Source organism: Actinomadura monticuli (assembly GCF_041463655.1).
Classification (GTDB): domain Bacteria; phylum Actinomycetota; class Actinomycetes; order Streptosporangiales; family Streptosporangiaceae; genus Spirillospora; species Spirillospora monticuli.
The window spans coordinates 44,379-68,557 of the sequence record NZ_JAXCEI010000009.1 but is presented as its reverse complement, the minus strand read 5'-3'; the positions used below and the strand labels follow the sequence as shown (position 1 = coordinate 68,557).

At 72.4% G+C, this 24,179-nt stretch carries 19 protein-coding genes and 1 riboswitch; of the genes, 9 read left to right on the top strand and 10 right to left on the bottom strand.

Annotation, left to right across the window (positions count from 1 at the left end; translation table 11 throughout):
- Positions 1-4 precede the first annotated feature (4 nt).
- Both metE and SM611_RS21095 read right to left on the bottom strand, forming a co-directional pair.
- Positions 5-2,242 carry a 5-methyltetrahydropteroyltriglutamate--homocysteine S-methyltransferase gene (gene metE / locus SM611_RS21100; RefSeq protein WP_371951580.1) on the bottom strand — a complete coding sequence of 746 codons (2,238 nt, stop codon included), beginning with the start codon at positions 2,240-2,242 and terminating at the stop codon, positions 5-7.
- A 114-nt stretch (positions 2,243-2,356) separates the two neighbouring features.
- Positions 2,357-2,529, bottom strand: a riboswitch (cobalamin riboswitch).
- Between the two features lie 77 nt (positions 2,530-2,606).
- A complete protein-coding gene (locus SM611_RS21095) occupies positions 2,607-3,017 on the bottom strand; it encodes a hypothetical protein (RefSeq protein ID WP_371951579.1) in 411 nt (136 codons plus the stop codon).
- Between the two features lie 130 nt (positions 3,018-3,147).
- On the opposite strand from SM611_RS21095, the gene SM611_RS21090 reads away from it, so the two are divergent.
- The 5 genes from SM611_RS21090 (at position 3,148) to SM611_RS21070 (ending at position 10,208) form a co-directional block, all read left to right on the top strand.
- The gene (locus tag SM611_RS21090) at positions 3,148-3,906 is read left to right on the top strand and encodes an SDR family NAD(P)-dependent oxidoreductase (protein ID WP_371951578.1); all 759 of its coding nucleotides are present in this window, start codon (positions 3,148-3,150) and stop codon (positions 3,904-3,906) included.
- Between the two features lie 107 nt (positions 3,907-4,013).
- On the top strand, positions 4,014-4,448 hold the full coding sequence (locus SM611_RS21085; protein WP_371951577.1) for a protein kinase: 435 nt from the start codon (positions 4,014-4,016) through the stop codon (positions 4,446-4,448).
- Positions 4,449-4,511: 63 nt separating this feature from the next.
- Positions 4,512-4,685: a hypothetical protein gene (locus tag SM611_RS21080; RefSeq protein ID WP_371951576.1), complete on the top strand. Its 174-nt coding sequence runs from the start codon at positions 4,512-4,514 to the stop codon at positions 4,683-4,685.
- Positions 4,686-4,825: 140 nt separating this feature from the next.
- Entirely contained in the window at positions 4,826-5,155 is a 330-nt protein-coding gene (locus SM611_RS21075; RefSeq protein ID WP_371951575.1) for a trypco2 family protein, read from the top strand.
- On the top strand, positions 5,139-10,208 hold the full coding sequence (locus tag SM611_RS21070; protein ID WP_371951574.1) for a trypsin-like peptidase domain-containing protein: 5,070 nt from the start codon (positions 5,139-5,141) through the stop codon (positions 10,206-10,208). Before SM611_RS21075 ends, SM611_RS21070 begins: the two co-directional genes overlap by 17 nt.
- 278 nt (positions 10,209-10,486) lie before the next feature.
- On the opposite strand, the gene SM611_RS21065 is transcribed toward SM611_RS21070, so the two are convergent.
- Positions 10,487-11,122 (bottom strand): pentapeptide repeat-containing protein, encoded by a 636-nt coding sequence (locus SM611_RS21065; protein WP_371951573.1) that lies wholly within the window; start codon positions 11,120-11,122, stop codon positions 10,487-10,489.
- 101 nt (positions 11,123-11,223) lie between these two features.
- On the opposite strand from SM611_RS21065, the gene SM611_RS21060 reads away from it, so the two are divergent.
- Positions 11,224-11,544, top strand: a complete 321-nt coding sequence (locus SM611_RS21060; RefSeq protein ID WP_371951572.1) for a putative quinol monooxygenase — start codon at positions 11,224-11,226, stop codon at positions 11,542-11,544.
- 21 nt (positions 11,545-11,565) lie between these two features.
- Here the strand turns inward: SM611_RS21060 and SM611_RS21055 are convergent, their stop codons facing one another.
- Together SM611_RS21055 and SM611_RS21050 are read right to left on the bottom strand one after the other, a co-directional pair.
- Positions 11,566-11,874: a hypothetical protein gene (locus SM611_RS21055; RefSeq protein WP_371951571.1), complete on the bottom strand. Its 309-nt coding sequence runs from the start codon at positions 11,872-11,874 to the stop codon at positions 11,566-11,568.
- A 132-nt stretch (positions 11,875-12,006) separates the two neighbouring features.
- Positions 12,007-12,474: a pyridoxamine 5'-phosphate oxidase family protein gene (locus tag SM611_RS21050; RefSeq protein ID WP_371951570.1), complete on the bottom strand. Its 468-nt coding sequence runs from the start codon at positions 12,472-12,474 to the stop codon at positions 12,007-12,009.
- A gap of 96 nt (positions 12,475-12,570) precedes the next feature.
- Between SM611_RS21050 and SM611_RS21045 the strand changes: the two genes are divergently transcribed.
- Positions 12,571-15,381, top strand: coding sequence for an ATP-binding protein (locus tag SM611_RS21045; RefSeq protein ID WP_371951569.1), 2,811 nt, complete (start codon positions 12,571-12,573; stop codon positions 15,379-15,381).
- A 122-nt stretch (positions 15,382-15,503) separates the two neighbouring features.
- Positions 15,504-17,048: a CYTH and CHAD domain-containing protein gene (locus SM611_RS21040; protein WP_371951568.1), complete on the top strand. Its 1,545-nt coding sequence runs from the start codon at positions 15,504-15,506 to the stop codon at positions 17,046-17,048.
- Positions 17,049-17,063: 15 nt separating this feature from the next.
- Here SM611_RS21040 and SM611_RS21035 read toward each other — a convergent pair whose 3' ends face one another.
- The 3 genes from SM611_RS21035 to SM611_RS21025 form a co-directional block, all read right to left on the bottom strand.
- The gene (locus SM611_RS21035; RefSeq protein WP_371951567.1) at positions 17,064-17,933 is read right to left on the bottom strand and encodes an NUDIX hydrolase; all 870 of its coding nucleotides are present in this window, start codon (positions 17,931-17,933) and stop codon (positions 17,064-17,066) included.
- Complete coding sequence (locus SM611_RS21030) at positions 17,926-20,007, bottom strand: RNA degradosome polyphosphate kinase (RefSeq protein WP_371951566.1); 2,082 nt, start codon at positions 20,005-20,007, stop codon at positions 17,926-17,928. The genes SM611_RS21035 and SM611_RS21030 overlap by 8 nt, the downstream gene beginning before the upstream one ends.
- 126 nt (positions 20,008-20,133) lie before the next feature.
- Positions 20,134-21,624 carry a pentapeptide repeat-containing protein gene (locus tag SM611_RS21025; protein WP_371951565.1) on the bottom strand — a complete coding sequence of 497 codons (1,491 nt, stop codon included), beginning with the start codon at positions 21,622-21,624 and terminating at the stop codon, positions 20,134-20,136.
- A gap of 244 nt (positions 21,625-21,868) precedes the next feature.
- Here SM611_RS21025 and SM611_RS21020 point away from each other — a divergent pair, with 244 nt between their 5' ends.
- Positions 21,869-22,111 carry a hypothetical protein gene (locus SM611_RS21020; RefSeq protein ID WP_371951564.1) on the top strand — a complete coding sequence of 81 codons (243 nt, stop codon included), beginning with the start codon at positions 21,869-21,871 and terminating at the stop codon, positions 22,109-22,111.
- 68 nt (positions 22,112-22,179) lie between these two features.
- On the opposite strand, the gene SM611_RS21015 is transcribed toward SM611_RS21020, so the two are convergent.
- The gene (locus SM611_RS21015; RefSeq protein WP_371951563.1) at positions 22,180-23,328 is read right to left on the bottom strand and encodes a CU044_5270 family protein; all 1,149 of its coding nucleotides are present in this window, start codon (positions 23,326-23,328) and stop codon (positions 22,180-22,182) included.
- The gene (locus tag SM611_RS21010) at positions 23,325-23,927 is read right to left on the bottom strand and encodes an RNA polymerase sigma factor (RefSeq protein ID WP_371951562.1); all 603 of its coding nucleotides are present in this window, start codon (positions 23,925-23,927) and stop codon (positions 23,325-23,327) included. Before SM611_RS21010 ends, SM611_RS21015 begins: the two co-directional genes overlap by 4 nt.
- Positions 23,928-24,179 lie beyond the last annotated feature (252 nt).

Here is a 24,179-nt window from a genome sequence, read left to right as displayed (position 1 = left end):
CCGGTCAGTCCCGCGTCAGCTCGCCACGGACGCGGCGGGCCGCGGTGACCAGGTTGCGCAGCGCCGCCTCGGTCTCCGGGTAGGCGCGGGTCTTCAGCCCGCAGTCGGGGTTGACCCACAGCCGTTCCGGCTCGACCGCCCGCAGCGCCCGGCGCAGGTTCGCCTCCATCTCCTCCGCGGCGGGGACGCGCGGGGAGTGGATGTCGTACACGCCGGGCCCGATGCCGTTCCCGTACCCGGCGGCGCGCAGGTCGCCGACCAGCTCCATGTGCGAGCGGGCCGCCTCCACGCTGGTGACGTCGGCGTCCAGCGCCCCGATCGCGCCGATGATCTCGCCGAACTCCGAATAGCACATGTGCGTGTGGATCTGGGTGGTGTCCTTGACGGCGGACGTGGCCAGCCGGAACGCGCCGACCGCCCAGTCGAGGTAGGCGGGGCGGTCGGCGTCCCGCAGCGGCAGGAGCTCCCGCAGGGCCGGCTCGTCCACCTGGATGACGCGGATTCCGGCGTCCTCCAGGTCGGCGATCTCGTCCCGGAGCGCCAGCGCGACCTGCCGCGCGGTCTCGGCGAGCGGCTGGTCGTCGCGGACGAACGACCAGGCGAGCATCGTCACCGGTCCGGTCAGCATCCCCTTGACCGGCTTGTCCGTCAGCGACTGCGCGTACGCGGCCCACTCGACGGTCATCGGGCGGGGCCGCGCGACGTCGCTGTGCAGGATCGGCGGCCGGACGTACCGCGACCCGTACGACTGCACCCACCCGTGCTCGGTGGCCGCGAACCCGTCGAGCTGCTCGGCGAAGTACTGCACCATGTCGTTGCGCTCGGGCTCGCCGTGCACGAGGACGTCCAGGCCGAGGTCCTCCTGGAGCGCGATGACGCGGGCGATCTCGTCCTTCATGGCGGCGACGTAGGCGGCCTCGCCGATGCGTCCGGCGCGGCGGTCGGCGCGGACCCGGCGGATCTCGGGGGTCTGCGGGAACGAGCCGATCGTGGTCGTCGCCAGGTCGGGCAGGCCGAGCGCGTCGCGCTGCGCGGCGAACCGCACGGCGCGGTCGCCGCGGCGCGCGTCGCCGGCCGACCCGAGCCGCTCCCGGACGGCGGGGTCGACGCCCGCCTCGGGGAGGGGGGCGCTCTCGGGGACCGGGACGCCCTCGCCGAGCGCCCGCCCCAGCGCCACGACCTCGGCGACCTTCTGCCGGGCGAACGCGAGCCGTCCCCGGACCGCCGGGTCGAGCGCGTCCTCCTGGTCGAGGTCGAGTGGGACGTGCATCAGCGAGCACGACGTGCCCACCACGACCCGGTCGACGAGCCCGAGCACGGACGCGCAGGCGGACAGCGCCTTGCCCGCGTCGGTGCGCCAGACGTTCCGCCCGTCGACCACGCCCGCCACGAGCGTCTTGCGCGGCAGCCCGCCGACCGACGCGAGCACCTCCACGGTGCCCGGACCGGCGACGAAGTCGAGGCCCACGGCCTCCACACGGCTCCGGGCCAGGACGCGCAACGCGTCCGCTCCGATCGTGCCGAAATATGTGGCGACCATCAGGCGCGGCCTGCTCGTGAGCTGCCCGAGGCGCCGGTAGGCATGGGTCAGTGCGTCGATCTCCGCCGGGGTCCGGTCGGCGACCAGGACCGGCTCGTCGAGCTGCACCCACCGCGCCCCCGACCCGGCGAGCCGCTCCAGCACCTCGGCGTACACGTCGACGAGCCCGTCCAGCAGCTCCAGCGGGTCGACGGGCCCCGCCGGCTTGGCCAGCAGCAGGTAGGTGAGCGGCCCGACGAGCACGGGACGCGTCTCGATGCCGAGCGCCTTCGCCTCCCGGTACTCGGCCAGCGGTTTGGCCGCCGCCCCGTCCGCCAGCCGGAACCGGGTGTCCGGCCCCAGCTCGGGGACGATGTAGTGGTAGTTGGTGTCGAACCACTTGGTCATCTCGAGCGGCGGGACGTCCTGGACGCCCCGCGCCATGGCGAAGTACCGGTCGAACCCGGTCAGGTGCCGGTAGCGCTCGGGGACGGCGTCGACCATCACGCTCGTGTCGAGCATCTGGTCGTAGAACGAGAACGTGTTCGACGGGATGCCGTCGATCCCGGCGTCGCGCAGCGCCGTCCAGACGGCGGCGCGCAGTTCGGCCCCGGTTTTCGCGAGCGCGTGCTCGTCGGCGCGTCCGCTCCAGTAGTCCTCGGTGGCGAACTTCAGCTCCCGCCCCGGCCCGATCCGGGGATATCCGAGGATTGTCGTGTTCATGGCGGCTTCCCTCGCTGTGCCACGGCGGCCCCACGGGAGAGCGCACGGCGAAGCCGTGTCGCCGGCCGTCCCACGAGGCCGCAGACCACCGCGCACCGGCCGGCGCGCGGGCGGAGGCAGGTCTTCGGACTCGCGGGCGCCGCCTCCTCCGAGGCGTCCTACTGGCCGTCGCTTCCCAGGCCGCGAGGCCCAGTGCGTGATGACGGCGGTCGTTCCCACTCACCGCTGCGGGGCAGTCCCGGACTCGCACCGGGTTCCCTCTTACGACGCTCGAAACAAGCGAACCATCCGCGTCGACCAGCCTACAGACGCGCCCGGGAGGACGGTCATCCGGCGTGCCGCCCGGTGTGCCCGGGCTTGTCGGCTAGTCGACCCTGGCCGAGCATCCACCGCTTCCCTGGCCGCCCGAACCGCCGCATTCACCGGCGGACCCGCCCTGGGGGTTCTTGGTGACGGACGCCTTGCACTTGCCGTCGCCCAGCCACGAGCACTTCGCCTTGGGACGGCCGTGCCGCGACGGAGAAGGCGTCGCGGCCTCGGCCGGGGGCGCCGACGTGGGCGTCCGGTCGACGACCTTCGGCGCGGGTGTCGCCGGGCCTCCGGCGCTCCCGCCGCCGCCGAAGCCGTAGTTGATCAGAGCGGCGGTGAGGAGGGCGGCCGAGGTGATCACGGCGGCCAGCAGCGTGGCGGCCGACGAGCCGAGCCTCGGGCGCCGGCGGGACGCCCGCGGAGCCGGGCCGTCCGGCCGCCTGCCGGAACGAGAACGTCGCGCCATATCGGAACCTGCCTCCTCGTGCACTGAGAGTAGGGGAAAGGTTACGTGAAGGCATGGTGGGTCGACCGGGAAACCGGGATCTCCGGACGCGCCAGGATGGGCGGAAAGCCGTCGACAGGAGAGGTGCGCCGTGAGTCGGTCGTATGTGGTGACCGGAGGAGGGCGGGGCGTGGGCCGGGCCATCGTCGAACGCCTGGTCGCGGACGGAGGCTCGGTCGTCGTGATCGAACTCGATCCGGCGGCGCTCGCGTGGGCGGACGGCCGCGCGGGGGTCATCCCGGTCGTGGGGAGCGCCGCCGAGGAGGAGGTCGCCGGCCGCGCGGCCGACCGGGCGCAGGAGGCCGGGACGCTCACCGGCTGGGTCAACAACGCCGCCGTCTTCCGCGACGTCGTCTCCCCGTCCGCCCGGGAGCTGCTGGACCTCGTCGCGCTGAACCTCGACCCCGCCGTGGTCGGCTGCGTGACCGCCGTGCACCGCTTCCTGGACGCCGGGACGGGCGGCGCGATCGTCAACGTCTCGTCCCACCAGGCGCAGCGTCCGGTCCGCGGGTCCCTTCCCTACGCGACGGCGAAGGCGGCGACCGAGGGGTTCAGCCGGGCGCTGGCGGTCGATCACGGCCCGCACGGCATCCGGACGAACGTGGTGGCGCTCGGCTCGATCACCACCGAGCGGTACGAGGCCTTCCTGGGACGCCAGGAGCCCGCCGAAGCCGCGCGGATCGAGAACGAGATGCGCCTGCTGCACCCGCTGGGACGGGTGGGACGTCCGGAGGAGGTGGCCGCGGCCGTCGCCTACCTGCTGTCGGACGAGGCGAGCTTCGTCAACGGCGCCGTCGTGCCCGTCGACGGGGGCCGCCACGTCCTCGGCCGCGACCCCGAGGAGGTCTGAGGGGCGGGGGCGCGGCCGGGCCGTGAGTGCGTCCGAGGACGCAGAACGTGACGATCATCCTCGCTACGCTTGCCGTCAAACAGACAACTGCGTTCAGCAGGGGGGAGATGTTCGGCGGAGGACTCAAGGCGCTCAGGACCGGCGATCCCGAACGGGTCGGGCCGTACCGGCTGCTGGCGCGGCTGGGGGCCGGCGGGATGGGCCAGGTCTACCTGGGGCGCTCGAAGGGCCGGCGTCTCGTCGCGGTCAAGGTCGTCCACCCGCATTTCGCCGACAACGCGTCCTTCCGGCGGCGGTTCGCGAAGGAGGTCGCGGCGGCGCGCCGCATCGGCGGCTTCTACACGGCCCAGGTCGTCGACGCCGACACCGGCGCCGACCCGCCGTGGCTGGTGACGGAGTACATCGCCGGACCGACGTTGCACGAGGCCGTCGAGGAGGTGACCGGGGTGCGGAGTTCGAGCACCTCGTGCAATTCCGAGCCGCTCGACGGAGAATCATGGTGGCGGTCTCCCGTGCATGACGGCGACAGGATCTACCTCTGAGTGCGGCGGCAATTCAGGGAGGGCGAGTGCTTCCTGGGCAAGCGGGGGAGCGAGAAAGGCAGGGTGTCCATCACCGGCCATGGCCTGATGACCTCGTGGTCGTGCAACAAGGACACCGTGCCGAAGGGGTTCAACTACATCCTCCAGTTCACCGGCTATTACGCGAGCACGTGCCCGGACGGCTCCCGCAGATGGGAGGACTTCCGTGCGGGAGTGCTCTGCGCCCGGGTCGTCTGATCGGCCCCGGTTCCGCGTGCCGCGGCCGGATGGGCGGGCCCGGAGTCGCCCGGAAGCGGTGCGGCCCGGCCTTCCGCTCCACCGTGCCTGGGGCTAGAGTTCGACAATGACGAATCGGCGGCAGTTCTGATTGGAGCGGCATGGGCGAGGCCTCGCAGAATCAAGGTGATTCGTTCGGAATCCCGCTCTCCGACGCCATCAAGCAACTCCGCATGGAGTTGAAGGAGGCGATGGAAGAGGGCAAGGACGACGAACTCAAATTCGAGGTCAGCTCAATCGAGTTGGAATTGAACATGGTGATCGACACGCGGCGCAAGATGGAGGGCAAACTCTCCCTGTGGAAGGTCGCCGCGGGCGGTGGCCGGGAGAGCGGAAAATCGTCGACCCATCGCATGATGCTCAGCTTGAAGCCCCGCGGCGCGGCCGTGCCCGAAGGTTCTGAAACCTTGATCGGTGACGACGACGACTGAGTGGAACGGTATGGCAGATGCCCGGCACTCCGCTACGTTGTCGCGTCTGTGTCTCGTCAAGGGAAGTTCGACCGGCTCCGGTTTCGCCGTCGGTCCTGATCTCGTCCTGACCTCGGGTCATGTGGTCGGCGCGCACGGAGATCCGTGCGATGTCACGCCTTTCACCGGTGCCGCGCACGGGGCGATCGTCATCTGGCGCGCCGACCATCTCGGGCTCGACGCCGCCCTGGTGCGCGTCGCGGGCGCCGTTCCGTGGGCGGAGGAATGGACGCCCATCCGCTACGGGGAACTGAAGGGCCTGCAACCGGTCGACTGCATCACGCTGGGCTATCCCAGGGCTCAGCGGGACGGACGCGGGAACAGAAGGCACGAGGCGCACGCGTGGCGGGTCATGCCGTCCACGGGGCTGGAGAACAAGCGGTACGCGCTCAACTCGAAATTGACAGCGCCTCGCGATCTGCCCGCGAAGGACAATGAATTCCGGTCGCCCTGGGCTGGGAATTCAGGGGCCGCCGTCATCAGCGGGGACGACGACGTCCTCATCGGCCTCGTGGTCGCCGAGCCGCGGAACTTCCCGACGGGGCGCGTCGAGGCGGTTCGCATCTCCGCCCTACTGGCGGACGGCGCCTTCTCCGGCCTTGTGAAGGCGGGCGTCGACGACCTGGTCGACCTGCCGGAGGCCGATGGCCCGGTCATCTCGCCCGGGATCGTCGACCATGCCGCCGAGGTCGCCGGCCTCAGCGGCATGCGGCGGAACCTGATGAACGACTGCCTGCGGTTCGTGCCGCCGGATGAGAACGCCGACATTCACCCCGACCGGCTCCTGTCCCTCCTCTCGGAAGGCGTCGCCAACGCCGATGCCGACGCCGACGGCATTCTCCTGGTGGGAGCCGCGGGCGCGGGAAAGACCCGGACGTGTTTCGAGGTCGGCAACCGCGCCGTCAAGGACGGCTGGACGGTGCTGCACGTCAGGTCGGGCGAGCCGGTCGTCACCTCCGACCAGGTGGCGGCCGCGATCGAGGCCGGCGGCGACAAGGTGCTCGTCATCATCGACTACCTCAACGAGTCCGGACTGCTGCAGGAGCTGTCCACGCTGCGCCACCGGGTGCTGCCGGACGCGCGGAAGAACGGGACGCAGGTCGCGCTTCTCGCTTCCGCGCGGCCGGGCTGGCAGCATCAGGCCGGCGCCTCCCTGACGCCCCTGTTCAAGGTCGTCCGGCTCGAACCCGACGCTGATCAGACCGTGCGGATCCGGGATCGGATCATCGATTCGCTCGCACCGACGGCGTCGGTGAAAGTCGGCGAGGAGAAGTTCCGGTATCTCTGCGGTCTGCGTCCCGCCATCGCGATGCTCATCGCCCGGGAGGCCGAGTCGCAGGCATCCCGCAGGCGGTTCAACCCCGAGCTTCCGGGTGTCCGCCCCGAAGAGCTGATCGACTGGCTCAACCGGCGCCTGCAGGAGGACAAGCTCGCCGTCCAGGCCGCCCCCGATCCGTTCTCGGACGCCGAGCCGCAGCTGAACCTCCAGGCGATCACCGCGATGATCGCGGCGGCGCCGCAGGACGAGGAGAGTCTGATCGCCACCGGGGCCGCCGTGCTGGACGGGAACTCGGAACAGGCCCGCCACCTGCTCGGAGTCCTCCTGTCCATGGGCTGGGTGATCTCGACCGATCACGGGCCGGCCGCGGTGCACGACATCGTCACCGACCAGCTGCTAGAACGGACGCTCATCCGGTCTGGCAGCAGGACCGTGCGCACCACCGTGGCCGATCGGATCATGTCGGGCTGCCTGATACGCGCGCGCAGCATCGGGCGCTACGCCATGAACCTGGGTCGGATGATCCGGGATTTCGAGGACGGCGACCGCGACAGGGTGCTGAGCGCCTACTGCGAGAACTGGCTCACGGCGCACGCCGATCGCGCCGGCGGCGTGCTCGCCGAGCAGCAGGACGAAGGGGCTTACGCGCTCGGCGCGGTCATCGACAGCCCGTGCTGGTCCCCGGTCGCCTTCGCGCGATGGCAGAACCTGGTCGCGCCCTGGCTCTCCAGGAACGGCAGGTCGATCTTCGCGCGGCACTTCTTCTACAAGGCGCTCCGGGGCGAGTCGACGGAGAACAGATATCTCGTCCGTGAAGCGAGCAAGTGGCTTGACCTTCACGCCACCGCGCCCCAGGCCAGCTTCGTCCTGACGGCTTTGCTGGGACGGGAGGAGTTGACGGGCAAGCTGTTCGACACGGCCGTCCGCCGCTCCTTCACCTGGCTCGACTATCACGTCACCGCACCCCAGGCCGCCTTCGTCCTGACGGCATTACTGGGACGGGAGGAGTTGACGGGCGAGTCCTTCAGCAGGACCGCGGATCATGCCCTGACCTGGCTGAACGAGCACGCCGCCTCGGCGCAGAGCAGCTACGTCCTCCATTCCCTGCTGTCGCGCGCCGAGCTGAGAGGCACGGCCTTCACCAAGGCCGCCGCCTGCGCCGTCACCTGGCTGGACAGCCACGCCGCCACACCGCAGGCCAGTTTCGTCCTCTATTCGCTGCTGGGGCATAAGGAACCCCTGGCCGAAGCCTTCGAATCGGTCGTCGGCCACGCGATGACATGGCTCAACGAGCACGAGATGACACCCCGCGCCGACTTCGTCCTCGCGGCGTTGCTCGGACGTGAGGAGCTGAGGGACGAGGGCTTCGAAGCGGTCGCCGGCCGCGCCTTCGCCTGGCTCGACACGCACGTCGCCACGGCCCAAGCCGACTTCGTGCTCACGGCTTTGCTGGGGCGGGCGGGGCTGGCGGGCGAGTTCTTCGACAGGGCGGTCGGTTACGCTCTGAGCTGGCTCGATGAGAACGGCGCCGGCGTCCAGAACGATTTCGTTCTGACGGCCTTGCTGGAACGCGCCGAACTGGCGGGCGAGTTCTTCGACAAGACGGCCGACCATGCCTTCACCTGGCTCGACGGTCACGCGGCGGCACCCGAGGACGGGTTCATCCTGACGGCGTTGCTCGGGCACAAGCAGTTAGTGGGCGACTCCATCGAAACGGCGGCGCTCTACGCGCTGGCGTGGCTCGACGAGCATGTCACCTTGCCGCAGGCCGACTTCGTCCTCAAAGCGCTGCTCGGGCGAACCGAATTGCGAGGTGAGGCTTTCAGCACGGCCGTGAGCCGGGCCTTCACCTGGCTCGACAGCCACGTCACCAACGCGCAGGCCGACTTCGTCCTGCATTCCTTGCTGGGGCATAGGGAACTGACGGGCAAACCCCTTGAGACGGCCGCCGTCTACGCCCTGACGTGGCTCAAGGCTCACGCCCGCACTCCCCAGGCCGGATACGTCCTCGCGGCGCTGTTGGGGCGTTCGGAGTTGAAGGACGAGCCCTTCGACATGACGGTCGGCCACGCGTTCACCTGGCTTGACGGTCACGTCCCCGAACTCCAGGCGGGATACGTGCTCGCGGGGTTGCTGGGGCGTGAAGACCTCACGGGCGAGCGCTTCGACACCGCGGTCGGCTACGCCTTCGTATGGCTCGACGGCCACGTCACCACGCCTCAGGCGGGCTTCGTCCTCCACCCTTTGCTGGGGCACCAGGAACTGTCGGGCGGGACCTTCGACAAGGCGGCCGATTACGCGCTGGCATGGCTCTACGATCAGGACACCGCAGCCCAGAGCCATTTCGTCCTCTCGGTGCTGCTGGCGCGTCCGGAGTTGACGGGTGAGCGTTTCGGATCGGCCGTCGGCCATGCGCTGACCTGGCTCGACATTCACGTGGCGGCGCCTCAGGCCGGTTTCGTTCTCGCGGCCTTGCTGGGACGCGAGGAGATGGCGGACAGGCACGCCGGCATGGCCACCGGCCACGCGCTGACCTGGCTCGACAGCAACGGCACCATGCCGCAGGCCAGCTTCATCCTCCAGCCGCTGCTGGGGCGCGAAGACCTGGTGGGCGAACCCTTCGACACCGCCGTCGGCTACGCCCTGGCCTGGCTCAATGAGCACGCCACCATATCCCGGGCCAGCTATGTCTTCAGGGCGCTGCTGGGGCGGCTGCATCCGGCGGCCGCGCCCGTCGACATGGTCGACCATCTCCTCTCCTGGCTCGGTGTCAACGTCAGCACACCTCAGGCCGGGTTCATTCTGAATTCGCTGCTGCGGTACAAGGACCTGCCGGACGGCCCGCTCGACACGGCCGTCGCCCACTCCGTGACGTGGCTCGATGCGCACGCGCCCACCCTGCACGCCCACTTCGTCCTCACCGCATTGCTGGGGCGTCCGGAACTGGCGGGCGAGTTCTTGGACAGGACCGCCGCCTCCGCGGTGATCTGGCTCGATGCGAACCCCGACGTGGCGGAGACGCGTCTTGTGCTCAAGTCGCTGCTGGGACGCCGAGATCTCACGGACGAACTCTTCGACCAGGCCGCCGCCTGCGCCCTGGTCTGGCTTGACACGAATCCGGACGCCACGGAGACGCGCCTCGTCCTGAAGTCGTTGCTGCAGCGTGCGGAACTGTCGGGCGAGGCTTTCGACAAGGCCCTCGCCCACGCCCTCAGCTGGCTCGACGCCCATGTCACCACCCCCAGGGCCGACCTCATCCTCAGGGCTCTCCTGAACCGCGAAGACCTGCCGGGCGATGCTGTGGACGCCATCACCGACCACGGCCTCACCTGGATAAGCGCGCGCGGGTCGACGCTCCAGACCCGGTTCATCCTCGGCTCGCTGCTCGACCATCGAGGCCTGGAGGGCGAATCCCTCGACAAGGTCATCGATCACGCACTCGCCTGGCTCGACTCCCACGGCGCACGCCGCCAGACCAGCTTCGTCCTGGCCCCGACGCTGGACCGCGCGGAGTTGAAGGACGAGGACGTCGAAACGGTCACCGAAAAGGCGCTCGCCTGGCTGGAAACCCACGGCCCCGATTCACAGGCCGGGTTCATCCTTCGCTCGCTAATGGACCGGTACAAGCTGTCGGACCTGAGTCCCGCTGTGCGGCCTATCGCGGACGAATGGCTGGAGTTGTACCCGTCCGATCCGCTGAGCGAAATCATTCGCAACCACGAGAACCTGCGCTGACGCCCGGCCCGCCGGTGCCGCCGAGGCAACCGTCGACACTCCCCCGAAGCAGTCCGTGTTTCCACGGATGACCTGCGAAGACACGGTACGTAGGACGCCTGGTGAATGAGCCAGGTTGACAGCGGACCCAGAGCTGGCCAGGAATCAACACCGATCCCCGAATGGCGGCTGCCTGGCCGACAAATGCTCATGGGGCAGGACGGGCTCCTCCAAGTACTGCTGAGCCACAGAACGATCAACCTACCCGGCGTCGATCACTCTGGACGCGGGCTTCGGCATCAGTCGCCGATGGTGATTCCCATCGCCGATGCCAGGGTGAACAGCAGGCCTTGCGCGTCAGCGATGGTCACGACGGCGCCCGCGAAGCTCTGAATGCCGTGCACGCCATAAAGGTCGCATTCGGTGAGCCGGGTGCCTCGCATGTTGGCCTGGCTGAACTGCGCACCGCTCAGCTTGCAGCGCTCGAAACGGGCACCGGCGAGATCGGCCTCCTGGAAGTTCGCCTCGATCAGGTCGCAGTCCCGGAACACCACGTTCTTGAACCGCCCGAAGCGGAAAGAGGACAGGTCGGCGCGGCAGTTGCTGAACAGCACGTCCCGCAGCCCGCACTCGGTCATCGCCGTCCCGGTGAGACGGCTGCCGTCGATCGCCGTGTTGAAGACTCGTGCGCCGGGCAGCCTCAGGTTCGCCAGGTCGCAGCGGTCGAACGCGACGTCCCGCAACTCCGCCCGCCGCATGGTCGAGCCCGACAGGCGCGTCTCCTCAAACCGGCAGCGCTCGAACTCGGCGTCCTCGCAGTCACGCCCGGACAGGTCCAGCGGGCCGAACCGCATCGACAGGTACAAGCCGTCGTCGACGAGATCGTTCTCCGTGATGCTCGCCTCGCTCAGCGAGTCCGGAATCGTGGGCGGCACCGGTTCCTTGAGCCGCCTCGGGCGCGTCCGAACGCTGTCACCTGTCACGCGGCCCGACCCTACCCGTCCGCGGCTCGCACCCCGCGATAAGTGTCGGTGGGGTGGGGGACACTGCGGGTGGTGAGGGGACGGTGGACGTGATCATCATTGCTGGGACGTTGTCCGTGGACGCCGATGCGCGTGACGCCTATCTGGAGGGGTGCAGGGAGGCGGTCGAGCTGGCGCGGGCGGCGCCCGGGTGTCTCGACTTCGCCGTGTCGGCCGATCTGGTCGAGCCCGGACGGATCAACGTGTACGAGCGGTGGGAGAGCGGCGAGGACGTCGAACGCTTCCGGGCCGCGGGGCCCGAGCCCGAGCAGGCGGCCCAGATCCGCGGTGCGGAGGTCATGAGGTACCTGATCTCGGGGGTCGAGGCCCCGTAGCCGGTGCGGCGCCCGTGCGGGCTACCGCAGGTCGAACTTGACCTTCTGGCCCTCGATCGAGGTCACCCTGATGGAGACCGGGCCGACCTGGGCGCCCTGGCCGGTCGCGATCGTGGCGGGTGCGGAGCCGCCCGCCGACACCGTCATGCCCTGGTCGGAGATCTGCGAGACGGTGACGTCGACGTCGTTGACCTCCACGGTCTGTCCGGCGCCGTTCACGGTCACGTGGCACTTGCCGTTGACGCAGCGCTGCGAGTTGCTCTGGCAGCCGCTCAGCAGCAGTACGCCGCCGAGCGCGAGAACGGAGAGAACCGGGACTGCACGCTTCACAAAAACCCCCATGTCGGACGATCTCGGATACATCGATGTGCCGGCCGTCCGTCCGGTTCCACCTGGCCATTGGCTCGAAGCGGTCACCCGTTCACCCGAACCTCGCGCCGCCGGGCGGCGTCCGCGCGCCGGTCAGGGGAGCCAGCGGCCGTCGCGCATCAGGTCGCGGCCGGGCAGTTCGTTCACCTCGCGCCAGGCCTGGACGCGGCGCGGGGTGATGCGGAACCAGCGGTACGGCCCGGCCGACGCGCGCGGGTCGAAGCCGGTCCGCGCGGTGAAGCGGTCCGCGCGCTCCGGCGGCAGCGCGTCGAGGTCGACGGGTTCGACCTCGCCGTCGATCACGGTGACGTCGCGGGTGGGCCCGAGCGCCAGCCGGGCGGAACGGGTGGCGGCCAGGTTCCGGCCGGTCGGGCTGTCCGGCGGCGTCGCCACCAGCAGCGCCTCGCCGTCCCAGTCGAAGGACAGCGGCACCAGGTACGGGGCGCCGTCCGGCGCGGCGCTGGCCACCCAGGCGTCGACGTCGTGGGCGAGGCGGTGCTCGGTGTCGCGGCGGCGCTGGGCGCGGGTGCGGGGGGCGGCGAGGGCCGCGGCCTGGCTCATGGTCACTCCTGTCCGTCGGTGTGATCCCAGGCTCTCCCGGCCGGGGCGCGGGCCGCGTCCGTGCCGGGCACGGAACGCACCACGGATAATGAGCCGGTGACCAGTCCGGCGATCTCGGCTCGGGAAGCGGAAGTGCTCGCGCTGCTCGGGGAGCACCTGAGCAACGCGGAGATCGCCGCGCGGCTGGTGATCTCCGTCCGCACCGTGGAGTCGCACGTCTCCTCGCTGCTGCGCAAGCTGGGGCTGCCGGACCGGCGGGCCCTCGCCCGGCACGCGTCCGAGTCCGCCCGCGCCGGGCGGGCGGCGCCCGTCCTGCCGGCGCCGCTGACGGCGTTCATCGGACGGACGCGCGAGCGCGCGGAACTCGCCGCGGCGGTGCGGGCGGACCGCCTCGTCACCGTGGCCGGTCCGGGCGGCGTGGGCAAGACGCGCCTCGCGCTGGCCGTCGCCGCGGACCTCGCCGGCGACTTCGCGGACGGGGTGTGGTTCGTCGACCTGGTCCCGGTCACCGAGCCGCGACGGGTGGGGGCGGCGGTCGCGGCGGCCGTGGGCGCCGGTGAGCGGCCCGGGCACGCCATCGACGACGCGGTGCCGGCCGCGCTGGCGGACCGCCGGGCGCTGCTGGTGCTGGACAACTGCGAGCACGTCCGGGACGGGGTGGCGCCGTTCGTGGAGCGGCTGCTGGCGGCCTGCCCGCGGCTGCGGGTGCTCGTGACGAGCCGGGCCCGGCTGCTGGTGCCGTTCGAGCGGGTCTTCCCCGTCCCGCCGCTGTCGCGGGACGGCGGGGACGAGTCGGACGCGGTCGCCCTGTTCATGGACCGGGCGGCGGCGGTGGGTCCGCCGGCCGGCCCGGCGGCGCGCGAGGGCGTCGAGGGCGTCGAGGGCGTGGTGGCCGTCTGCGAGCGGCTCGGCGGCATGGCGCTCGCGATCGAGCTGGCGGCGGCGCGGTGGTCCACGCTCGGGCTGGACGGCCTCACGTCCGGGCTCTCCGACCAGCTGCGCATCCTCAGTGGCGGGTCCCGCGCCGACGGCAGGCACCGGTCGGTGCGGGCAGTGCTGGACTGGAGCCACGACCTGCTGGAGCCGCGGCACCGGGCGCTGCTGCGCCGCGTGTCGGTGTTCGTCGCGCCGTTCACCATCGAGGCGGCCTCCGAGGTCGCCGGGTTCGCCCCGCTCGATCCGGGTGAGGTCGTCGACGGTCTCGGCGTGCTCGCCGAGCAGAGCCTGCTCTCGGTGACGCCGTCCGCGACCGGCACCCGGTACCACGCGCTGGAGACGATCCGCCAGTACGGGACGGAGCGGCTCGACGGCGCGGGCGAGCTGACGGACGTGCGGGCACGGCATCTGGGCTGGTGCCTGGCCAGGGCCGAGGCCCTCCAGGAGACCGGGGGCGCGGACTGGCGCGCCCGGTTCGACGCGGTGGCCGAGGAACTGCGCGCCGCCCTCGCCTGGGCCGCCGACCGGCCGGACCTGCGCGCGGACGCGCACCGGCTCGCCGTGCGCATGGCGGAGCTGGCCTTCGCCCGCAACCTGCTCGGCGAGGCCCAGCAGCGGTTCGAGCAGGCGGCCGGGCTCGCCGGGGGCGGCGGCGGCGAGGGCGGCGGCGCCGCGGCGCTGCGGCAGGCCGCCGCGGTGGCCGGCTGCCGCAGCCTCGACGGCGAGGCGTTCCGCTTGCACCGCGCCGCCGCGGACACCGCCCTCCTGGCCGGGGACGCCGCCGGCGCCGGCCGCGACCTCGCGACCGCGGCCACCGTCGCGTACCGGTTCTCCAGCTCGTTCGCGCGGACCCCGCCCGCGGACGAGGTGACCGCCATGCTCGCGCAGGCGCGGAAGCTGTCCGGCGACGCCCCGCAGGCGCGGGCCGCCGTCGCGCTGGCCGAGGCGGCGGTGGTCGCGGACGCGTTCGGCGCCGTCCAGGGCGACCCCGACAACCCCGCCCAGGAGACCGTCGGGTACGCCGAGCGCGCGGTCGACATGGCGCGGCGCGCGGGCGACCCGGTGGCGGAGTCGGCGGCGCTCGACGCGCTCTCCGGGGCCCGGAGCTGGGCCGGTGAGCCCTTCGCCGCCGCGGCCGCCGCCCGGCGCCGGATCGCGATCCTCCCGTCCGAACCGTCCGCGCCGGCCAGTACGCACGAGCGGATGGACGCGCTCGCCATGGCCGCGGGGACCGCCGTCGGCGTGGGCGAGCTGGCGGAGGCGCGCGGGTGGGGCAGGCGGCTCGCCGACCATCCGCTGCTGGCCGAGGCGGGCCATCACGCCACGTCCTGGCTGCTCGTCGCGGACGCGTTCGTCGGCGACGCCGGCGAGGTGCTCGCGACGAGCGTGCGCTTCCGGGACGCGTGGGAGAAGAGCGGCCGCCTGCGCTCGCGCTCCGCCGGGCCCGCCGCCGCGTCCGTCGCGATGATCCACGGCCTGCGCGGCGACCACGGCGCCCGGGCGGAATGGCTCGCGATCGTCGGCGAGTCCGGCCCGGAGGCGGACCACCGCCTGGGCTACGGCGCGGTCTTCGACGCCATGGTCCTGCTCCACCACGGGGACGCGGACGCGGCGCTGGAACGGGTCGCGCCCGAGCCCGGCCAGGTGTGGAAATGGGTCTGCTGGGTCTGGCTGCACTGGTACACCGCGCTCAGGGCGGAGGCGGCGGTGCTCGCCGGGCACCCGGACGCCCGCGACCGGATCGCCGCCGCCCGGACCGCCGTCGCCGGCAACCCGGTCGCGTCCGCCCAGGTGGACCGTGCGGAGGCGCTCCTCGACGGAGACCTGCCCCGGCAACTCGCCGCCGCGGCGGCGTTCGACGCGGCCGGCTGCGGCTACCAGTCGGCGCGCACCCTGGTGCTCGCCGGGGGCGAACACGCCGCCGCCGGGACGGCCGCGCTCAACGCGCTCGGGCTCTCGCCCGTCCCGTAGCCGCCGCCGAAACCGCCGCGCGCTCCGCACCGTCGGACGGGCGGCGTCGCGGCGTCGCATGACCGCATTTCCGGCAGATGGCTCAAGGTAAAGGATTCCGCCATAGTTCATCTGGTCGTGAAATGCTTGTCACCTGGGTGTGCGTGTACGTCCCCGAACGTCCTGAGGAGCAGAGCGTGGCCGATAGGCATCTCGAGATCGAGCAGAAGTACGATGCCGCCGCCGACTTCGTCCTGCCGAACCTGGACGGGCTGCCGGGCGTGGCGGCGCTCGGGGAGCCCGAAGTCCACGAGCTGCACGCCACCTACTTCGACACCCCGGACCTGCGGCTCGCGGCCAACAGGATCACGCTGCGCCGGCGGCGGGGCGGGACGGACGCGGGCTGGCACCTGAAGATGCCCGCCGGGCCGGACAGCAAGCAGGAGCTGCGGGCCCCGCTCGGCCGGCCGCTGGTCGTCCCGGCGCGGCTCGCGGGGCTGGTCGCGGTGCACACGCGGGGCGCGGAGCTGAGTCCCGTCGCGACGCTGGAGACCCGCCGGACGGTGGTCCGGCTGCTGGCGGCGGACGGCGCCGAGCTGGCCGAGGTGGCCGACGACCTGGTGACCGGGCGCGGGCTCGACGCCGAGCCGCAGCGGTGGCGGGAGGTCGAGGTCGAGCTGGGCTCGGGGCCCCCGGAGCTGCTGAAGGCGGCCGGCAAGCGGCTCCGCAAGAGCGGCGCGAAGCGGGCCAAGTCGTCGTCGAAGCTCGGGCGGCTGCTGGGCGACGCCGTCGTCCCGTCGGCGTCCGCGGCGGCCCGGTCCGCGGCCCGGTCGCGGATCGCGGCGGCCACCTGCAACGGGAAGGCGCCGGCGATCACCACCGGCGAGGTCGTCATGGCCTATCTCGCCGAGCAGGTTGAGGCCATCGTGAACTTCGACCCGAAGGCGCGGCTGGGCGAGCACGACGCCGTCCACAAGATGCGGGTCGCGGTGCGCCGGACGCGGAGCGCGCTGCGCAGCTACCGGCCCGTCCTGGACACCGGGCGCACCGTCCCGCTCGGCCCGGAACTGCGCTGGCTTGCCCAGGAGCTGGGGGAGGTGCGCGACCGCGAGGTGCTGCGCATGCGCTTCCAGGGCGCCCCCGAGTTCCTGCTGGACGACCTGGAGAAGCAGGAGCGGTCCGCGTACCGGCGGCTGGACGCCTCCCTGAAGGAGCCGAGGTACTTCGCGCTGCTCGACGCGCTCGACGCGCTGATCGCCGACCCGCCGCTGGCCGCCGCGGCGGGCAAGAAGGCCCGCAAGGAGCTGCCCGGCCTCGTCACCCGGGCCTGGGACCGGATGGCCGAGGAGTACGCGTCGATCAAGACCGCGGCCGACCCCGATGTCGCGCGCCACGAGACCCGCAAGGAGGCCAAGCGCGTCAGGTACGCGGCGGAGCTGGCCGTCCCGGTGCTGGGCGTGGCGGCGAAACGGGTGGTCAAGGAGGCCACCCGCATCCAGAGCGTCCTCGGCGGCTACCAGGACGGCGTCATCGCCATGGAGCACCTCGCCGCCGCCGCGAAGCGCACCCGCGTCCCGGCGGAGGCGTTCACGCTCGGCGTCATGTACGGCAAGGAGCAGTGCGCGGCCGAGACCTCCCGCGACCGCCTGGCCACGACCTGGTCGCAGACCCTCGGCCCCTCCTTCTGAGCGGGGCGCCCGGTCTCAGGGGGCGTGGCGTTCGAGGGCGGTCAGCGAGTCGCCGGCCAGGTGCGCGACCCAGAATTCGGCCTTGGCGAGGCTCGGGTCGTCCGGGACCTTCTCGCCGAGTTCCCTGCACAGGCCGGTGATGAGGTCGGACACGATCTCGCCGTGCGTGCACACGATCGCCGGGACGCCGGTCAGGGAGAGCAGCGCCTCCACCGCCTGCTCCGGGCCGGTCTCGCCGACGGTGAACGCGGCGTCGGTGGCGACGGGCGTGCGGGTCAGCCGCGCGTAGGGCAGGACGGTCTCCAGGCAGCGGGCCGTCGCTGAGCTGATCACCCGCAGGGGGCCGAAGGAGTGCAGGAGGCCGGCGAGGACGGCGGCCTCGCCGCGGCCGGCGGCGTCCAGCGGGCGCAGTTCGTCGGCGTCCCGCCACGCGTGCTTCTCCCCGGCGGACGCGTGCCGCACGATCACCAGCGGCGACGTCAGCGCGGGGCCGCGCAGGAACTCGTGGAGCAGGTCGACGTCGTGCCCGTAGCTGAGCCGGGCCTCCGCCGCGGCGGCCGGCAGCCAGACGACCTCGTCCACCTCGTCGTTGGGGGTGAAGGCGCTCGCCGCGACGGGCCGGGCCGCCCAGTAGTCGACCCGCTTCGTCCGCTCACCGACCGGATACGTGCTGGTGGGGAGGCGGTGGCCGAGGCGGGCGACGATGCCCGTCTCCTCCTCGATCTCGCGGACGGCGGCGCGGAGCACGTGCTCGCCCCGGTCGACCTTGCCCTTGGGGAACGACCAGTCGTCGTAGCGGGGGCGGTGGATCAGCGCGAACTCCGGCCCGTGGTCCGGCGCGTCCCGCCACAGCAGCGCGCCGGCCGCGTGCACGACCTCAGCCATCGATCGTCCTCCACCGGCGGCTCTTGACCAGGTGGGTCTGGATGTCCAGCAGGGTCTCGCCGGGACGGGGGCGCGCCCGCGTCCAGGTGCCGTCGCCGCCGAGCGTCCACGCGTGGGTGCCGGGCTCCATGGCGCGGTCGAGCAGCGAGAGCAGGTCGTCGCGCTGGGGACGGTCGGTGACGGTGACGAGGGCCTCGACGCGGCGGTCCAGGTTGCGGTGCATGAGGTCGGCGCTGCCGATCCACACCTCGGGCTCGCCGCCGTTCTCGAACGCGAACACGCGGGAGTGCTCCAGGAACCGGCCGAGGACGCTGCGCACCCGGATCGTGTCCGACAGGCCGGGCACGCCGGGACGCAGCGCGCAGATGCCGCGCACCCAGACGTCCACCGGCACCCCCGCCCTCGACGCCCGGTACAGCGCGTCGATGATCACCTCGTCGACGAGCGAGTTGCACTTGATCCGGACCCGGGCCGGATGCCCGGCCCGCCGGTTGTCGATCTCGTGCTCGATCCGCTGGACGAGCCCCGACCGCAGGCTGTTCGGCGCGACGAGCAGCCGGTGGTAGGAGCTCTGCCGCGAGTAGCCGGTCAGGTGGTTGAACAGGGCGCTGACGTCCTCGCCGACCTCGGGGTCGGCGGTGAGGAGGCCGAAGTCCTCGTAGAGGCGGGCGGTCTTCGGGTGGTAGTTGCCGGTGCCGATGTGGCAGTAGCGGCGCAGGTTGCCCTCGTCGTCCTGCCGGACGATCAGCGCGAGCTTGCAATGCGTCTTCAGCCCGACGAACCCGTACACGACGTGGCAGCCGGCCGTCTCCAGCTTGCGCGCCCATGCGATGTTGGCGCGCTCGTCGAAGCGGGCCTTCAGCTCGACGACGACCACGACCTGCTTGCCCGCCTCGGCGGCGCTCATCAGCGCGTCCACGATCGGGGAGTCGCCGCTCGTCCGGTACAGCGTCTGCTTGATCGCGAGGACGCGCGGGTCGGCCGCGGCGTCCTCGATCAGCCGCTGGACGGTCGTGGTGAACGAGTCGTACGGGTGGTGGACGAGCACGTCCCGCTCACGGATGGCGCTGAAGATGCTGGCGTCCTCGGGCAGCGCCTCCTTCGACGGCACGAAAGGGGGGTACTTCAGCTCCGGCCGGTCGAGGTCGGCGATCGCGGCGAGCCCGCCGAGGTCGAGCGGCCCGACGACGCGGTAGATCTGGCCCTCGTCCACCCCCAGCTCGGACGTCAGCAGCTCAAGCACGCCCTCGGAGATCGACTCCTCGACCTCCAGCCGGACGACCGGGCCGAACCGGCGGCGCAGCAGCTCGCGTTCGAGGGCCTGCAAGAGGCCCTCGCTGATGTCGTCGTCGATCTCCAGGTCCTGGTTGCGGGTGACGCGGAACGCGTGGTGCTCCACGACCTCCATGCCGACGAACAGCTGCCCGAGATGCGCGGCGATCACGTCCTCCAGCGGCGTGAACCGGTCGGGGGACGCCTCGATGAAGCGCGGCAGCAGCGGCGGCACCTTGACCCGGGCGAACATCGTCGCGTCCGTCTCCGGGTCGCGGACGATCACCGCCAGGTTGAGCGACAGGCCGGAGATGTAGGGGAACGGGTGCGCGGAGTCGACGACGAGCGGGGTGAGGACGGGGTAGATCCGGTCGCGGAACAGCCGCCGGAGCCGCTCCTGCTCGGTCTCGGCCAGTCCGTCCCAGCGCAGGATGTCGATGCCCTCGTCGCCGAGCGCGGGCCGGATCGCGTCACGGAAGCAGGCCGCGTGCCGCTCCATCAGCTCGTGCGCGACCTCGCCGGTGCGTTCGAGCACTTCGCGGGGCTGCCGGCCGCTCGCGGACTGGACGGCGAGCCCGGTCGCCATCCGGCGGGCGAGCCCGGCGACGCGGACCATGAAGAACTCGTCCAGGTTGCTGGCGAAGATCGACAGGAACCGGACGCGCTCCAGCAGCGGCAGGGCCGGGTCCTCCGCGAGCTCCAGGACGCGCTGGTTGAATCTCAGCCAGCTCTCCTCCCGGTCGAGGAAGCGGTCGTCGGGCAGCGCTTCGGGCTGGGGGAACTGTCCTGGAGTGACGGTCATACCGTGATTTTCCCTGAGCAAGATGAACGGTGGTCGAACTCGGAGATTTCACCGAAGTATCAGACACTCCGGTCATGCCCAGGGTTGCCGCTGATCAATCCGTAATCTAGGGCACCCGGCCCCGGCTCAGGCGCCGCCGCCGGGCCGGTGCGCCGTGTGCCCGCCGCCGGGCCGGTGCGCCGTGTGCCCGCCGCGGGCCCGGTCGCCGTGGTGCAGGGCGGACGCGCCGCAGCACGCCAGCGCGACGATCACCGCGAGCCAGGCGACGGCGCGTCCGGCCCGCAGCCCGTAGCCGCAGGTGATCCAGAGCAGGTGCAGGCCCAGCCGGCGCAGCGGGTCGCGCTCGGTCCGCCGCCGCATCTCCAGCGCCCGGTACCGGAAGTCCCTGGTGACGCGGGGCCGGCCGGATTCGGCGGTGGCGCGGGCCAGTTCCAGGTAGAGGACCCGCAGGCGGCCGGGGTCGGCGGCGCCGTGCGGGAGGTCCTCCGCGAGGACGGCGCGCTCGCCGCGCCCCCACGGGTGCAGCGGGCGCCGGGCGGGGACGGTCGCGAACGCGCAGTCGCCCGTGATCGCCAGCGCGTCCGGGCGGCGCAGGCCGAGGAAGCCGCAACCGCTCAGGTCGACGTCGGCGAGGTGCAGGCCCTCGGCCGCGCCGACCCGGCGCAGCGACGCGACCCGGACCGCCGCCGGGGCGTCCACCGGCGGGGCCAGCCCCTGGATCGCGCGGGCCAGCGACCGGACGGCGGCCGGGCCCTCGAACACCGCGTCCTCCAGGTCGAGTTCGGCGTGCCGCAGCCGGAACCCGGCCTCCCCGTGCACGACGATGCCGCGCGCCGTGACCCGCGGCGCCGCCGCGTGGACGCGCAGGGAGCCGTGCACGGTCGCGTCCGACAGCACGATCCGGCCGCCCGCGGCGAGGGGGCCGAGCCACACGCCCTGCCGGAACCGGGTCCGCTCGAACCGGGCGTGCCGGGTCACCTGGACGCGCTTGAACGAGACGGGGCCGCCGAACCGCGCCGCCTGCATCGCGGCGTCCCGGCCGAAGCGGGCGCGGTCGAAGCAGGCCGCGCCCATGAACACGGCCTCCCGGAACGAGGCGTCGGCGTGCCAGCGCGCCTCCCCGAACAGCGCGTCGCAGGTGAAGACGGCCTCCTCGAACGAGGCGTACCGGTGGAAGCGGGCCTCGTGGAAGGACGCGTTGCCGCCGAACCGCGCGCCCCGGAACGAGGCGTTGCCGAAGAACCGCGCGTCGTAGAAGGACGCGCCGCCGAGGAAGCACGCGCCGTCGAACGAGCTGTCGCCCTCCACGCAGACGCCGCGCAGCACCGCGTCGGCGGGCAGCACGGCGCCGTCGAACCGCGCCCGGCCGAGGTGGGGGCGGCCGTCGGGGCCGGTGACGGCGTCCAGCACGCCGTCGAGCAGCCACACCGGGACCGTGACGCCGCGCAGGTCGAGGTCCGCGCCCGGACGCAGCGCGCCCGCGAACTCCTCGAACTCGCGGGGACGCAGGTGGGCGGGGCATCCCCCGAACCGCCCGGTCGCGCGTCCGGTGCATCCGTGGACGGCCGAGCAGCGGGGCCAGAACACCGCAGGCGAGGAAGGCTTCTGAGAGGTCACGGTCACGTTGTACCCACGGCGCCGCGCGGAGTGAAGGTCTTCCGCGGCCAGGTGCCTGCGACCCCGCCGCCACCGGGCGCTCATAAAAGTGCGGGCCCTTGTTTTGTCAGACCCTTGGGTAATGATTTGTGTTATGAGCAGAGACACCCATCCGGGGGTGCAGTGCCCGCACTGCCAATCGCATCTCGCGCTCGTCCCCGTGACTGGAAACGCCGTGCCCGGGAACACCGCGCCCGGAAACACCGTGTCTGGAAACTCCGCAACCGTACCCGTCCCGCCGGCCCTCCTGCCGATCGCCGTGAAGGAGGAATGGCAGCCGCCGCCCGTCGCCGAGGTGCTCGCCGTTTACGCCGGACGCGCCAAGGACACCGTCACCGCGACGCGCGGCGCCGCCAAGGTCAGGGAAAGCCTCAACCGCGCGAAGGCGGCCGCCGCGCAGCGCAGGGCCGCGCAGCAAACCGCCCGCCGGACCCCCAAAAGCGCCTGATCACATCTCGGCCACTAACGCCGGGAAGGGACGGCGCCACGGCCGGCACCGCCCCTTCCGCGGACGTGTCAGCGCGGGTGGGAGTCCGTCCATTCCGTGCTCACCGTGACGGTGGAGTCCACCGTCCGCCCGGCCGGGATCTGCGTCCCGGCGGCCGGCGCCAGCATGACGTCCTGGCCGGCCAGCGCGGTTCCCGAGGACAGATCAATGATCATCTGGTGGCGGATCAGGCCGCGGGCCGTCCGCTGGTCCACCGCGATCGCGTTTCCGGTCCGGCCCTGCGGGTCGGTCACCTTTCCGAGCGACTTCACCGCCGGGAGAGCGGCCAGCATCCGGAATCCCGCCGCCCGGACCGCCGGCTTCACCGGCATGTCCATCACCAGGCCGCGCGCCACGTCGTAGAGCCATTCGTCCGACGACATCGGATCGTCCGACTCGGTGCCGTGGCCCTTGTACCAGCGCAGCAGTTCCGCCTTGAGGCGCTTCGAGTCGGACGGCAGCGACCGCAGATCCTTCATCGTCACGTTGCGGCCGAGCCAGAACACCTTGTCGCCGTCCACCAGCGGTGAGCCGCTCACCTGGGGGCGGCCCGGTGAGGTCGTCGCCGTGAACGGCTTGTACTTCCCGCTCTCAGGCGAGATCGGAGCCTGGAGTTCGAACGTGGTCGGTGATCCGGCGCGCTTCCAGGCCGCGGCGTCCTCCGCCGTGGCGGGCTTGGCGCCGAGGTTCTGCTGGCGCCCCCACATCGTGGCGCCCGGCTTCGCGGGGACCCAGGTCTCCGACCTGTCCCGGACGGTGACGCCGTAGCGGTCCGCGCCCGTCCCGACCATGTAGAGGTGGGACGAGATCGTGGCCTGGTGCCAGTAGGCCCGCGTCGTCTCGGTCTGCCCGGCGGCCTGCTCGGCCGCCGCGAGCAGCACCGACTTCGCGTCGAGCGCCGGCTCGGCCCCGCCGGGCGCCGGCGCCGGGCCGGCCGGGTTCCCGCCGGTCGTGACCACGGCCGCCGCGACGATCGCCCCCGCGGCCACCGCCCCGGCGAGGCTCAGCCCCCACATCGGGCGGACCCGCCGCCGTGCGGGCGCGGCCCGCCCGTCCGCCGGGCCGTCCGCCATGGCGCGGGCCAGCTCCGCCCGCCGGACGCCCTCGTCCACCGGCGCGTCCGGGTCCAGCTCGGCGGGCCTGGCCTCCCGCAGCGTGTGCAGCACGTCGTCCCTCATGGCATCTCCTCGCTCACGATCCCCATGTGCCCCATGTGTCCCTGCGGGCGCGCCCCGGCGGGCCCGCGGGCGTCCGTCGTCTCCGGCCGGGCGGTCGTCTCCGGCCCGGCGGTCATCTCCTGTCCGGCGGCGTGCAGGAGGCGGCGCCGCGCGCGGTGCAGGCGCACGCGGAGCGCGGCCGGCGAGCAGCGGACGACGCCGGCCGCCTCGCGCGGCGTCAGCCCCTGCCAGGCGATGAGGATCAGGATCTCCCTGTCCCGCTCCGGCAGGGTCGCCATCGCCCGCAGCACGGCGAGCCGTTCCGCGACGTCCTCGGCGATGTCACCGGCGGGACGCGCGGCCGACCGGCCGAGCTCCGCGGTGAACGTCTCGCGCCGGGCCTCCGCCCGGCGGCCGTCGCGCAGCACGTTGCGCGCGACGCCGAGCAGCCAGGGCAGGGGCGGGTCGGGGACGTCGGCGAGCCGCCGCCACGCGACCGCGAACGTCTCGCTCACCACCTCGTCCGCGGCCTGCCGCCCGCCGCGCGCGGCGGCGTACGCCCATACGTTCTGGCGGCACGCGTCGTAGACGGCGGTGAAGCGCTCTTCATCTGGGGTCACGCCGCGTCACCGCCCGTCCCTCCGCCGCCGTCCGGCACCGCTGCTGTCGTCCGACACCGCTTCTCCGTCCGTCCAGGTGTTCATGTCACGAGGTAGTGGCCGGGGAGGCGTCCTTGTTACACCGAATCGAGGAAACGGGCGACGCGCGCGGTTTCCGGAGCGGGGCCGCCCGCCACTACGCCCGCCGCAAGGTGGTTGGGTGACCCGAACCTCGTTGATTTCGGGTGTTCACTGTGCATTCCGGCGACGTGG

Coding starts and splice junctions, on each gene's coding strand:
- metE (WP_371951580.1), bottom strand. CDS start 2,242: ATGAACACGACAATCCTCGGATATCCCCGGATCGGGCCGGGGCGGGAG.
- SM611_RS21095 (WP_371951579.1), bottom strand. CDS start 3,017: ATGGCGCGACGTTCTCGTTCCGGCAGGCGGCCGGACGGCCCGGCTCCG.
- SM611_RS21085 (WP_371951577.1), top strand. CDS start 4,014: ATGTTCGGCGGAGGACTCAAGGCGCTCAGGACCGGCGATCCCGAACGG.
- SM611_RS21075 (WP_371951575.1), top strand. CDS start 4,826: ATGGGCGAGGCCTCGCAGAATCAAGGTGATTCGTTCGGAATCCCGCTC.
- SM611_RS21050 (WP_371951570.1), bottom strand. CDS start 12,474: ATGAGCCAGGCCGCGGCCCTCGCCGCCCCCCGCACCCGCGCCCAGCGC.
- SM611_RS21040 (WP_371951568.1), top strand. CDS start 15,504: ATGCTTGTCACCTGGGTGTGCGTGTACGTCCCCGAACGTCCTGAGGAG.
- SM611_RS21035 (WP_371951567.1), bottom strand. CDS start 17,933: ATGGCTGAGGTCGTGCACGCGGCCGGCGCGCTGCTGTGGCGGGACGCG.
- SM611_RS21030 (WP_371951566.1), bottom strand. CDS start 20,007: ATGACCGTCACTCCAGGACAGTTCCCCCAGCCCGAAGCGCTGCCCGAC.
- SM611_RS21015 (WP_371951563.1), bottom strand. CDS start 23,328: ATGAGGGACGACGTGCTGCACACGCTGCGGGAGGCCAGGCCCGCCGAG.